Consider the following 11,111-nt stretch of genomic DNA (forward strand, 5'->3'; position numbering starts at 1 on the left):
CAGGTCTTAGCCGTTGTTCATTGGTCTTACTGCCTGCTGTGCTACTGCCAGCTATGGCACGCCGTTACGGTCTACTGTGTCACCTGTCCTACTGCCTTCACTGTCTGCCGTCTATCATCCTATCGGATTCTATCCGTCATCCGTTCGGCGCTCGCTCGAATCGGCTGCGCCGCGCTCGCTCTGCGTATCTAGCGATACTTATCACTATAGATGCTTTCATAATTATCTAATGATTACAGTAACTTATATTTTTAATTTTAAAGGCTACTAATAAGGAGATATAGAGCATTACTTTCCCGCTTTTGACCGACAAAAATCGCGTTGTTAAGTATTGCCAGCCCAGGCTCAGTAAGGCTTAGCGAGGTGGTGGTTAAAAATTGACCTAATGAAAGTATCTACTAAGGAGAAAGAATAACTCCCGAAGCGAGACAACCTCTCCGATTTTGAAAGTGACTATTAAGGCAGATAAAGACACTGACACTGTTGCCGACATGAAAACCTCTATAAGGGCAGAGAGTCTGCCGCACCTGTACCACCGCCCCAACCTGAGCTAATACCTACCCCTATTTTCTGGAGATTTCACCATGCCAACAAACCTATGCCGCCTGCTTGTGCAGGCTGCCGACGCTGACCCGCTCAATACTGCGGACGCAGATGTACAGCAAATGATCGCTGACGGGATTGTTATTCGACGTTCCAAGATATGCCCTGTAAAGCGTAAACCCGTTAAGGCGGCATACAACACAAAGACCGAAGAGTTTTATTACAATGCAGATGGCTCCGCGATGACCTTGCGGGAGTGGCGAACGCTGTACGGTGTTCAACCGAAGAAACAAAAACAGCGCTCTGACACTGGGTTGCGGCAAGTCATCCAGCCCGGCGACGCGATTTATTGCCGACGCGCCGAGATTGAGCAATGGTTGAATAAGAAGCCCGCTCGTTATGTTGACCCGCTGTCGCCAGATTTTCCCGGCGTCCGCGTAGACGATGCCGCATTGAAACCGCGCGAGCACGCCGTGCCGGAATCAACAACCGGACAGAATGCTTTTCTCAAAGCCTGCCGCGAGTTTCTGATTTGCGATGAGAAAACCATGCGCCGCATTAACAGGGGCATGAGTAAACTGGAAGCGATACGCAACGCAGATTTCAAACGCTACGGAGACTCAGGGGAGTTTCGTCAATTGTGGTGTGGAGAGTCTAAACCTACCGAGGATAAATTTAACAGTACAAATCATCATTGTGACCCAAACGGCTTGGCAGTGTCGCCGTCTGTGCCGTCACTGAATACAGCCTCTTATGAGTTCCGCCCGCTGGTTCGCTGTGACCGAAACGCACGCGTTAGCCTGCTGCCACCCGATGGGCTGGAGTGGAGGCCGGGGCAGTTGTCTGTTGCTGATGCGATCTTCTCCCGTGGTAGTGATGTGCTGGCCGTTCTGCCGACTGGGTATGGGAAAAGCGCCGCCTTCACTTATCCATTGATTTATGAATCCCGCGCTGGCGTTGGCCTGTCTGTTATCGTTGTTCCTACTAATACCCTTAAACGTCAGATTCTCCGCCAGTTGCGGGAGGCTGGCGTTCACGCTGTGGCATTTGGTGACAAGCTGCCGAGGCACCGCAATGCGCAACAACTGGCGGGGCTGGCTGCCGGGGCGTTCCGGGTTGCAGTCGTTTCGCCTGAACATCTGGTTCCGTCGAGTCAGGTTCTCGCGGCGCTGATGGCTTATGGCGTTGATCGTTTTATTATCGATGAGGCACACACGGTCAAAGACTGGGATTTCCGCCCAGCTTACGACGCAATGCAGCACACACTACTGAATGCCTTTCCTTCGGCTCAACGCTGCGTGTTTACGGCTACGCTGCTGCGCGAAAATGAGCGCAGTTTAATGGAGTCGCTTGGCTGCCGTGGCGATTACGTAACATTCCGCGCTGATGTTGCTCGCGAGAATATCCAGTTGACGCCAGTCAGACAGTGCCGCGAACGTTTCCGAGCGGCTGTTGGTCTGGCTGAGGCTCTGCCGGATGAAGAGAAGACGCTCATTCTCGTCAATGACCTTAAGACGTTGCGGGCGTACCTGAAGCTCTTGGGCGACCGGGCGCGGCCATATCATTCGAAGACGATGCACCTGAGCAACGAGGAACGCCACGCAAACGCTGAGTGGTTTGCCTCTACACCGGGCGCGATTCTGATTGCTACTAAAGCCTTCGGGCTGGGTGCTGATGTTCCTGATATCCGTAACGTTGTAGTGACATACGTCCCCGATGACTTGCCTGATCTCGTTCAGATGATTGGACGAGCCGGGCGCGATGGGGAACCTGCCCGCGCTTTTCTGCTGTGGTCATCGCTGGCGCTGGATGTTGCGCCTGATGAGCTTGCTTACTTCTACCGCCCTGAAAACTGCAACTGGCAGTACATCGCTAAATACCTCTGAGTCGAAAGGCTCTCCCTGATTCTCTGGAGTTAATCATATGCCTGTTACCGAACATGCGCAGCGTCGTGCTGCGCGTGCGGATGCGCTCATCACCGCACAACTAGCTTTCGCCCTGAATGGGTACAACTGGGATGAACTGGCCGAACCTCATCGCAAGACCCTTAATCGTGAGGCCATCATTCGCGAGGTATCTACACCGCTGGAGCGATATTGCCTGCTGAATGATTGCGAGCCGTGGGAGTGTCTGGCCGCTGTACTGAACCGCATGAAAAGGCCGGATGGCTCGCGTCGCTGGAAAGCCGTCCGGTTGTCCGACCGGATTTTCAATGGCCGGGTGCATCCGGTACGCAAGACTCCTGATGAAGTTTACGCCGCCATTGCCCGCCGTTTGTTTCTGCCGAAGCCCGTGCATCAAGAAGTGATTCAGCACATCCGTGCGCTAGGCCTGTTACCAGTTGGAGATAACCACCAATGACGAAATCTGAATTTGAAGCCGGAGCATGGGAACTAAAAACCCTGCTGCTGGGTGCGTTGACGCGCAGGCTTAAGGAGGACGAGGCGGGAGAGTCACGCATGGCTGCTGCCGAGTTGTCATCCTGCGTGAACTTCCTCAAGCAGAACGCCGCCGACTCGCCTGATACAACCTTTAACAACGTGTTCCCGGAGGATGACGACCAATGACCCCTGAACAGTTCCGGCAATGGTTCGCCACGCTGCCGGAGAAATATCAACGTGTAGTCCGCTTCATGTACGACAACGCCCGCAAGTCGGGCACACACACCGCGTCAAGCCTTGCGCTGATTCACACGTTGGTTACTGACCAGATCAAATTTGATTCGGAGTTTAATTTATGACTTTGAGTATTACCGATATCCAGCGCATTAACGCGCTGGCTCATAAGCACCTAAAGAACAATGAAGAGATTGCAGCGGAGACAGGTCATACCCTGACCGATATTGATGCAGTAATCCGTGGCGTCTATGTCGATGACTTGGCCGAACATTGGAAAGACGATGCTGATATTAATCTGGCGGAGTACAACGCCATCCGCAGCCGCTATAAGCCCGGCAAGCTGCACCGCGATACAGAGTTTATGATTGCCCGCGATATGCTGATTCGCCCTGAGACGGTGCTGGCTATCGCCCATTCCCGCTTTAGCAACGCCCACACGCACCCGGTACAGAAACCCTTGAAGGTGAAGCCAGCGAAGCCGAAAGTAGTGCGCAAGTTAGTGCCTACTGATTTAGATGAAATCCACAAGTTAGAGCGCTTCGGTTGGCCTGCTGCGGAGATCGCCGGGAAGCTGGGCGTCCCTGTTGAGGTCGTCGCGCATGTGCAACGCTGCCTGAGAAATCGTTGGTCGTACCCGGATACTCTGGAGTCTGTTAACTCCAAATTCAGCGAGGCTGAATGATGGCAGAGAACGAACCGCTGCACCCCGCCGTTAACCCTGATCTCTACGTGAACCTTGACGAACAACGCGAAGGATACGCTCCGATTGAATCACGGGGTTGGGATGTGCTGACGCAGAACCTGACCGGGAAAGGTCGAACTGACCCCAGCCAAACACTTAACCAGAATCCGAAACAACGCCCGCGCGGCTCCGTTGGTGAGCGTCGTTGGCTTCGTAAACGTGGATTACTTTAACGAGGAATTACCATGAGCAAAACTATCGTATTGCTGCCGCCCCGCAAGAATACAGACTGGGCTGCACAATTAAAGCTGATTTCTGAATCGCTTGAGGTGAGTCAGGCAGACCTCGCCCACGCCTATCAGGTTGATCGTCGGGATATGGGTAAAGCGTATCACGGTGTGCGCAAACTGCCGGAACGTTGTGTGCCTGTTCATATGCTGTTGTTAGCGCAGGTACACGACCTTAGAGCATTATCAGGAGAGTAATTTATGTCTGACCAGAATGTTAATCCGTACCTTTCCGGTGCTGATGCTGCATCGCAGCAATCGCCATACATGGCTGCACCTGTTGGAGCTGACAATGGAGCATCCCGCTTTAGCTCTGCGCCTGCTGATGCTGATTTCCTCCGTACCCAACCCGTTAACGGCAATGATGGCGGACAATGGAATAATGGCAATATCGCAAATCAGCAAGACCAGAACGCTGACAGCTCTGGGGCGCAAGTGGGCGACACACTGCAATTACAGGATGGCACCACTGTTGAGTTGACTCCTGAACTTCATGGGCTGATGGGGCAGTTTCACCAGTCTGTCGAAAGCCAGCTAGGTCAGGGTACAGTTGACGCGATGTTGCAGTACGCTGGCACGCTCGACGCCGGGACGCAATCAACCCTTGAACGGATGGTCATGTCTGGCGATCCCGCGCAGATGTCGCGTGCGGTTCAGTATCTGCAAGAGCGTATGGCTGGCGGTTCCATTACCGGTTACGTCCCGAACGGCCAGACTGCCGCGCAACCTGTCGGAATGTCACATGCTGAGTTTATAGCAGCGTATGACCAGCTTTCGCAGTGGGCGCAGCAATCAGGGTATGGCCCCGGCCATCGCCAGTACGATGAACAATACCGCGCTCTGGTTGCGCAGCGCTCCGCTGGCAAACGTGCTGGTCGCTAACGCCCAACTGTGGAATGCGCCCTGCAAGACCGAGTGCGCACCGACCCGGTACTACCACACCAATCTATGCGCATGAGTCCCCGCAAGCCGCATTCTGCGCGGCATCTGAAAGCCTGTTTTTAATTAACCGAGGTTCGTAATGAGTACCTGTAATTTCCATGCTGTGGAGCGTGTCGCTGACGTGCGCCCGGATTTCGCCTTGCCGCTGGGTAGATGTGATCATGTTTACCCTGAGCGTGTGCCGCACGTTTTCAATCCAGACGAAGCGGTTTATATCGTTGCACGGTCTGCCACATCCGGCACCCGCACATCTGGCGTTAGCCGTGGGCTTTCCCCTGTGCTGCCGCCGAAGATGGCCGAGCGGATGCGCGAACGTGAACGGCACGAGAAGAATCGAGCCAGACCCCGCAAGGTAATCACTGAGGCGATACGCGCTGACATTATCGTTCGCTCTGCAAAAGGCCAGAAGAATCGTTACATTGCAAGCAAGGTTGGCGTGTCTGAAACCTCTGTGCGGAAGGTGTTGAACATGGCGCGTATGAGTGCGCACTAATGCAAGGTAATACGTTCGCCTTACTTCACGCGCACTAACCCCTGAGAACCGCGCCAGCTCTGGCCTCAAAACGCCCATTTCGGGGCACCTTATCCCTTTAATCGATACCGTTCTGAATCCTGCCTCGGCGGGAGGATTCCGCACGTCTGTGCCATGACGATGGCGCGGGCTTCATCAACCTACGTAGGAGTTTTGTTTATGGCTGATACTTCGTACAGTCCCGATCTGTTTCGCCCACATTATGGCGGGGTGGAATCCGACAATGATATTCACATCGAGGCTTATGACCGGGATGTCCAGACCCGTTTAGAGTCCAAATCCGTATTTCTGGCCGAGGGGCTGTCTACATACAGGCCGCTGAAAGGCAGCAACCAATACCGCATTGATCGCCTGAGTGGTGATCTTGAGGTGAAGGGCAGAACCGCAGGGCAATCGCTGGAGCCTACCGCCGTTAAGTCGGACAAGTTGGTTATCTCTGTGGATACGCTGAGTTATATCCGCGTCCCGATTGACTATCAGGACGATTGGACAGCACCCACATTTCGCGCAGAGCTGAGCCGCAATATCGGCACTGCGCACGCTAAGTTCTACGACGAAGCGCACACCATCCAGTTAATCAAAGCGACTGACTTTGTACCGCCGCCGACACTGCAACCAACGTTTAACCCGCTTACGAATAACGTTGTCTCGCTCGACCTGACAGCGGGGAGCGAAGAGGACGCCGCAAACGAATTGGTTCACGCCGTCAAAGCGGCTGCTAATCGCTTCCTCACTGAGAAAGATATTCCGGTGGCCGAGCTGGTGCTTCTCATTGACCCTGCATGGTTCAGCATCCTGATGGAACATAAGAAGCTGATGAACGTCCGTTACAGCCGGGATAGTGGCAACGATTACGCATGGCGTCGCGTTGGCTATGTCGCTGGGGTGCGAGTCATTGAGCTGAACAGTTACCCGCAGGAAGTCATTACCGGGCATGAACTGGGCGCTGATTATGACGTTACCGCAGAGGAAGCGATGACGAGGGCGACGCTGTTTAAACCTTCCTCTGTGCTGCTGACGGTCGAAGCGCAGAGCGTCATCAATCGCCAGTGGGATGATGAACGCGAAATGACAATGGTGATGGACTCATATCGGCTGTTCAACGTTGGGCTGCGTCGTCCTGACTGCGTTATCAATTTCCGACAAGCTGCATAACTGGAGGGGCTGAGTCATGGTTAATGATGCTTACGCCCCTGAGCTGCTGTGTTCCCTTTTCCTGTATGACCCGGTGACAGGCCGCCTGCACCATAAAGCTAACCGACGCCGGGTTAAGACTGGCTCCTATGCTGACTCCACCCGGCGAGCTGATGGCTATCGTCAAGTTGCCCTGCGACTTGATGGCAAGCAGTACCAGCTAAAAGCCCATCGCGTGGCGTGGATTCTTGCGCATGGCGCTATTCCTCATGGTAAGCAGATCGATCACATCAACGGTATCCGTGACGACAATCGCCTATGCAATCTGCGCTTGGTTACGCAGCGGGAAAACGACCAGAACCGACGCAAGGCAAGGGGATATAGCTGGAATAAAGGCTGTAGCAAATGGGAGGCTTACATACGCGTTGATGGTGTACTCCGTCACCTTGGCTTATTTACTACCGAAGCGGCGGCGCGTGCTGCCTATCTAAAAGCTAAAGCCAGATACCATCCCTCAACGCCAGCCGATTTGTTGCAGGCTGCCTAATCCTCGGAGGTTCCATATATGGCTGATGAAAAGCCGATTAGAGCGCTGGCAGATGATGACCCACGCCGCCAGCGGTACGCTGAACTGATGGCGCAGGCTGGCCGCATGACTATTCCCCGACTGCATCCGGGCGATGCTAATAGTGTTATGAGCCAACTTGCGACGATGCTCGGCGCACCTGTCCCGATAGTCGGTGCTATGACTGAGCACGCCGCTGCATGGCGTGCCTGTATGCTGGAGCAAGGGCTTGGCGATCTTCTGGATGGCTTGAGTAAACAGGTGCTGACCATCTTCTTTCTGCTCTGCTGGAGAGACAGCGCCTTGCGATTGGCGGGTAAGCAAAAGGAACGGCTTACAGCGGCCAGCGAGGGTTTGACCATTGAGCAATACCGGGCAATGCACCCGGCTTACAGAGAGAATAAAGAAGATGATAACCACGATTAAATTAAGGTGGCGGTACATCGAGCCGCCGCCAATGACTGGCGCACTCGCTGACCTGAAACAGTGGGTAATGGATACCGAAGAGCCTGAGCTGGAAGCTGAATTTCGTAAGCTGCTGGGGCTAATGCGCCGCAACGGTATCAGTGACGAACGCGTTAATGCGATGGCTGATGAGCTTTATGTTCTGGTTTGCCAACGCCAGTGCGAAGAATACGAAGCCTGCAAGCGGGCTGCGTCTGACAATGGAGACTTTGAATCATGGTTACACGGACAGACCAACTACTAAGAAAAGCGATGCGGGACTATCTGGAACACCTCGGCAACATGCCGTTGGCTGAACGGATTACAAATGCTGCTGTATTCGAAGATGTGTATCGCTTCCTGTTGAATGGTTCCGGTCGGCTGGAGTTGCGCCGCGCTGATGTGGCCGCTGTCCGTATCTTCCTGTGGAATTATCAATACCGACGCTGTGCGGTGACAGGTAAGCCGCTGCGCCTTACGTCTGCCGTGCTAGATCACTGCCACCGAACCGGGCGCGTGCGTGCTGTGGTGCATCGTTCTGCTAACGCTGCTGAGGGAGGCCGCTACGTTGGGCGGACGTGTGGTGTTAGCGTTGCGAACTTAAGGGCTATGGTTGGCAGCTATCGCAAGCAATACACTGGTATTGGCGTGTTATATCCATAACTGCGGGGTAATAAACCCCGCCGAAACAGTAACGTAGCTACTCAAACAGGAATGTTGTAGTAATGGCAAATGGCGTTAGTCAGTAGCGCGGGAGCAGCGGAGGCAGCAATGTTTAATGTACCAGCATATGCTTTACCGATCATATCTCCGACCCATTTACCAATCTTTCCTCCAAACGCGTCTGAACTGGTGGGGGGCGTGGATTCCTGTATCGCTTGGTGTAATGCCTCAATATCTTCGTCAGTTGCACCCCATTGTTTGAGCTGTTCTTTGAGAGAGTTGAAGTCCCCCGCTGTTATTTTATTTGCTTGCTTAATATTTCCTGTACTACCCGCAACTATCGTTCCAGCGTTATTGACAGGTGCGTGGAAATTATTAGTGTTATTGTTCACAGTCACGGTCATGATCTCCCTTTGCTGTTGAGTAATTGATAAGTTTTCGCAAAGCACTCCTTTTTCTTCTAATTCTAAGGCCCAATTAAGTATCATCATTTTTACATCTAAAATGATCTTCACCATATGTGAACGATGAGGGAATTGAGCATAGTTTTTAAAATTTCCAAAGAGATTAGAAAAGAACTGCTTTTGCTTTTCAGATAAGAAAGCTGTTATTGGTTCGTCAGAAGAGGCCATTCGTTCAATATCAGCTATAGGGTTTTGAACCGCGCACATCTTAAAAAGGTTAAAGTTATCGTGCTCAAGTATATCTTTTAAAAAAGTTCGATCTAGGTTCATTGGCTGCCAACTGCCATTGTGTAGCTGGGCGTAATGGGGAAGATCAAAAAGCCTATAAACTGGTGTGAGAGCTTTAGATGGGTATCCCCTGTACTCGTATTCGAGCCAATCGCCGAACTCTTTGTCCCCGATTTTCCTAGCAATAATAATAGATTGCATTAATATCGAAGACATACCATAAGAGTCGGCGTGTATCATCTGTCTTAGCTGTATTACTGGGGAATTTTGCATGGGACTTCCTCTTCGCGTTGTCGCTTAGCATTCTACCCCAACCTAAAAGCTCCCCCACCGTTTTTAACTGATTTTTATACCCTCGCTTTCAAGCATTTCTATGTAGCGTTTAAGCTCTTGGGGAGCTGCTGCGTTTTTTGAGTAAGTCTTGAAGCTCTCAGTATTCCCTCGCTCATGGCCTACCAGTAGCGCAATTCTGTCCTCTGGCACTTGAGCACGGTCGAGCTGTTGCACAAACGCATGGCGGAGTGAGTGAAACACTTTTCTCTCTGCGGCAAGTTCGCCAAGAGCTTTACGCTTTGCCCGTGTGAACTGCTGCGTATGCCACGTTGAGCGCTTCCCATCCGCCCGGTCTGTGATTGAAGCGTGATAAAACAGAAAACCGCTATGTGTGTTTTTGAGCAACGATTTTACGAGGGGGATTAGCTTACTGTGTACAGGGACGATTCGCGCCGCGCTCTTGGTTTTCCCCTCGGTGATCTCAAAGCACAAAACGCCCTCGATAGTTTTAATACTGCTCTCACGCAGCGTACATATTTCATTGATCCGCATACCGCTGTAAGCACCAATAGCCGTTACCGCCTTCATCTCGTCATCAAGCAAGGTATAGACCTTTGCCAGCTCTCCCGGTGCGAAGACTTCATAGCTGACCTTGCTGCTTTTGGCTTCGAGTGCATGACCACGCCAAGGGTTATCCTGTGGCGCATCGTGATAGCGATTGCGTGCCAAATCCCATATCTGTGCCAGTGCACTGATATAGTTCTGGATGGTTTGGGGCGCTCGCTCAGTTTTGAGTTTATCTAACCAGCCTGTAACTATGGTTCGGTTAATATCTCGCAACTGAACATCTTTCTTTTTCAGGTGGGTTAACAGCACCTCTACGGCTTTGTTGGTCTTGGATAGCGTGGTCAGCTTTCTCTTCTCGCTGTATTGGAGAAGATACAGATCGCGCATTTTAAGTAGGGAAGGGCAAGCCTGAACCGATGCACCAAATGATGCGGGGGCTTCCTTAGCATACACACTGACACGGCGTAGCTCATCAATGATTTGATCTACGGATGAGCCGCCTTGCGGCTTAAGCAGATTCCGTAAGCGAGTCCATTCCAGAGCAATAGCATCGCGAAACAAACGCGCTTGCCGTATGTCTCGTGTCCCTGTGCTTTTCATAAAGTAGCGCTTCCCTTGGAACAGGTGGCGCATGTAGATGGGAATAGCTATCCGCACGAGGTAATTCCCGCAGGGATCTAAAACTAGATAACGATCTCTCTTGAAACTCATACAAACCCCGGTTATGTTGTCGGGGCTTTTTCATGACTAAACAGTCGGTGAAATGTGCCGGGGTTATGAGCTTTAGTCTCGCTAGTTCAATGAGTTAACAATGATTCTTGAAGCAAGCTAAGCCGCTATAACCCGTGCCGGTTCGAGTCCGGCCTTCGCACCAAGTCACTAAATTCCTTTAAAAACAATGAGTTAGCGTGAAAGACCTGCCTCATTTGCATATAAGAAATGTCAGTTTCCTATCAAGTACAAAAGCCACTGTGATTGTTAATGGCTTTGGTATGTTAGCACGCAGTGGCAAGTAGTTACCAGGCTCAACCTTGTATCGCTTTTCCTTTGAAGCCGGAAGACGTGCCGCCGTCTCAAAACTCCATACCAAAACAGATTGATCACACGCATTTAAGCCCGATGTGCGGCCTTATGAGCCACGTAAACAGGTTTATGGTGATTAACGTACC

At 52.1% G+C, this 11,111-nt stretch carries 16 protein-coding genes; 14 read left to right on the forward strand and 2 right to left on the reverse strand.

The genetic code is table 11. From position 1 onward, the window contains the following. Nucleotides 1-584 precede the first annotated feature (584 nt). The 14 genes from D5066_RS20370 to D5066_RS20430 all read left to right on the forward strand — a co-directional run bounded on the left by D5066_RS20370 (nt 585) and on the right by D5066_RS20430 (nt 8,410). Complete coding sequence (locus D5066_RS20370; RefSeq protein ID WP_119917057.1) at nt 585-2,429, forward strand: DEAD/DEAH box helicase; 1,845 nt, start codon at nt 585-587, stop codon at nt 2,427-2,429. Nucleotides 2,430-2,466: 37 nt separating this feature from the next. Next, complete coding sequence (locus D5066_RS20375; RefSeq protein WP_001145399.1) at nt 2,467-2,904, forward strand: hypothetical protein; 438 nt, start codon at nt 2,467-2,469, stop codon at nt 2,902-2,904. Next, the gene (locus tag D5066_RS20380; RefSeq protein ID WP_000167303.1) at nt 2,901-3,110 is read left to right on the forward strand and encodes a hypothetical protein; all 210 of its coding nucleotides are present in this window, start codon (nt 2,901-2,903) and stop codon (nt 3,108-3,110) included. The genes D5066_RS20375 and D5066_RS20380 overlap by 4 nt, the downstream gene beginning before the upstream one ends. Continuing rightward, complete coding sequence (locus D5066_RS22930; RefSeq protein WP_000187174.1) at nt 3,107-3,283, forward strand: hypothetical protein; 177 nt, start codon at nt 3,107-3,109, stop codon at nt 3,281-3,283. The genes D5066_RS20380 and D5066_RS22930 overlap by 4 nt, the downstream gene beginning before the upstream one ends. Beyond that, a complete protein-coding gene (locus D5066_RS20385; RefSeq protein WP_000175823.1) occupies nt 3,280-3,843 on the forward strand; it encodes a hypothetical protein in 564 nt (187 codons plus the stop codon). Before D5066_RS22930 ends, D5066_RS20385 begins: the two co-directional genes overlap by 4 nt. Beyond that, nucleotides 3,840-4,076 (forward strand): hypothetical protein, encoded by a 237-nt coding sequence (locus D5066_RS20390; RefSeq protein ID WP_225391100.1) that lies wholly within the window; start codon nt 3,840-3,842, stop codon nt 4,074-4,076. The genes D5066_RS20385 and D5066_RS20390 overlap by 4 nt, the downstream gene beginning before the upstream one ends. Before the next feature lie 12 nt (nt 4,077-4,088). Next, on the forward strand, nt 4,089-4,328 hold the full coding sequence (locus D5066_RS20395) for a hypothetical protein (protein ID WP_000047582.1): 240 nt from the start codon (nt 4,089-4,091) through the stop codon (nt 4,326-4,328). Nucleotides 4,329-4,331: 3 nt separating this feature from the next. Further along, nucleotides 4,332-5,012, forward strand: a complete 681-nt coding sequence (locus D5066_RS20400) for a hypothetical protein (protein WP_119917058.1) — start codon at nt 4,332-4,334, stop codon at nt 5,010-5,012. A gap of 139 nt (nt 5,013-5,151) precedes the next feature. After that, nucleotides 5,152-5,565: a hypothetical protein gene (locus tag D5066_RS20405; protein WP_023277338.1), complete on the forward strand. Its 414-nt coding sequence runs from the start codon at nt 5,152-5,154 to the stop codon at nt 5,563-5,565. Between the two features lie 198 nt (nt 5,566-5,763). Next, nucleotides 5,764-6,759, forward strand: coding sequence for a hypothetical protein (locus D5066_RS20410; RefSeq protein WP_023277337.1), 996 nt, complete (start codon nt 5,764-5,766; stop codon nt 6,757-6,759). 16 nt (nt 6,760-6,775) lie between these two features. After that, nucleotides 6,776-7,285, forward strand: a complete 510-nt coding sequence (locus D5066_RS20415) for an HNH endonuclease signature motif containing protein (RefSeq protein ID WP_119917059.1) — start codon at nt 6,776-6,778, stop codon at nt 7,283-7,285. 18 nt (nt 7,286-7,303) lie between these two features. Then, entirely contained in the window at nt 7,304-7,729 is a 426-nt protein-coding gene (locus D5066_RS20420; protein WP_105640680.1) for a hypothetical protein, read from the forward strand. Next, the gene (locus D5066_RS20425; RefSeq protein WP_119917060.1) at nt 7,713-8,012 is read left to right on the forward strand and encodes a hypothetical protein; all 300 of its coding nucleotides are present in this window, start codon (nt 7,713-7,715) and stop codon (nt 8,010-8,012) included. Before D5066_RS20420 ends, D5066_RS20425 begins: the two co-directional genes overlap by 17 nt. Next, entirely contained in the window at nt 7,985-8,410 is a 426-nt protein-coding gene (locus D5066_RS20430) for an endonuclease domain-containing protein (protein ID WP_035892806.1), read from the forward strand. Before D5066_RS20425 ends, D5066_RS20430 begins: the two co-directional genes overlap by 28 nt. 41 nt (nt 8,411-8,451) lie before the next feature. On the opposite strand, the gene D5066_RS20435 is transcribed toward D5066_RS20430, so the two are convergent. Both D5066_RS20435 and D5066_RS20440 read right to left on the reverse strand, forming a co-directional pair. Continuing rightward, nucleotides 8,452-9,375, reverse strand: a complete 924-nt coding sequence (locus tag D5066_RS20435) for an AbiTii domain-containing protein (protein WP_119917061.1) — start codon at nt 9,373-9,375, stop codon at nt 8,452-8,454. Between the two features lie 63 nt (nt 9,376-9,438). After that, nucleotides 9,439-10,653, reverse strand: a complete 1,215-nt coding sequence (locus D5066_RS20440; protein WP_119917062.1) for a site-specific integrase — start codon at nt 10,651-10,653, stop codon at nt 9,439-9,441. Nucleotides 10,654-11,111 lie beyond the last annotated feature (458 nt).

The organism is Enterobacter chuandaensis, assembly GCF_003594915.1.
Lineage (GTDB): Bacteria > Pseudomonadota > Gammaproteobacteria > Enterobacterales > Enterobacteriaceae > Enterobacter > Enterobacter chuandaensis.

Coding starts and splice junctions, on each gene's coding strand:
- D5066_RS20435 (WP_119917061.1), bottom strand. CDS start 9,375: ATGCAAAATTCCCCAGTAATACAGCTAAGACAGATGATACACGCCGAC.
- D5066_RS20400 (WP_119917058.1), top strand. CDS start 4,332: ATGTCTGACCAGAATGTTAATCCGTACCTTTCCGGTGCTGATGCTGCA.
- D5066_RS20405 (WP_023277338.1), top strand. CDS start 5,152: ATGAGTACCTGTAATTTCCATGCTGTGGAGCGTGTCGCTGACGTGCGC.
- D5066_RS20430 (WP_035892806.1), top strand. CDS start 7,985: ATGGTTACACGGACAGACCAACTACTAAGAAAAGCGATGCGGGACTAT.
- D5066_RS20425 (WP_119917060.1), top strand. CDS start 7,713: ATGATAACCACGATTAAATTAAGGTGGCGGTACATCGAGCCGCCGCCA.
- D5066_RS20380 (WP_000167303.1), top strand. CDS start 2,901: ATGACGAAATCTGAATTTGAAGCCGGAGCATGGGAACTAAAAACCCTG.
- D5066_RS20415 (WP_119917059.1), top strand. CDS start 6,776: ATGGTTAATGATGCTTACGCCCCTGAGCTGCTGTGTTCCCTTTTCCTG.
- D5066_RS20420 (WP_105640680.1), top strand. CDS start 7,304: ATGGCTGATGAAAAGCCGATTAGAGCGCTGGCAGATGATGACCCACGC.
- D5066_RS20440 (WP_119917062.1), bottom strand. CDS start 10,653: ATGAGTTTCAAGAGAGATCGTTATCTAGTTTTAGATCCCTGCGGGAAT.
- D5066_RS20390 (WP_225391100.1), top strand. CDS start 3,840: ATGATGGCAGAGAACGAACCGCTGCACCCCGCCGTTAACCCTGATCTC.
- D5066_RS20370 (WP_119917057.1), top strand. CDS start 585: ATGCCAACAAACCTATGCCGCCTGCTTGTGCAGGCTGCCGACGCTGAC.
- D5066_RS20395 (WP_000047582.1), top strand. CDS start 4,089: ATGAGCAAAACTATCGTATTGCTGCCGCCCCGCAAGAATACAGACTGG.
- D5066_RS20385 (WP_000175823.1), top strand. CDS start 3,280: ATGACTTTGAGTATTACCGATATCCAGCGCATTAACGCGCTGGCTCAT.
- D5066_RS20375 (WP_001145399.1), top strand. CDS start 2,467: ATGCCTGTTACCGAACATGCGCAGCGTCGTGCTGCGCGTGCGGATGCG.
- D5066_RS20410 (WP_023277337.1), top strand. CDS start 5,764: ATGGCTGATACTTCGTACAGTCCCGATCTGTTTCGCCCACATTATGGC.
- D5066_RS22930 (WP_000187174.1), top strand. CDS start 3,107: ATGACCCCTGAACAGTTCCGGCAATGGTTCGCCACGCTGCCGGAGAAA.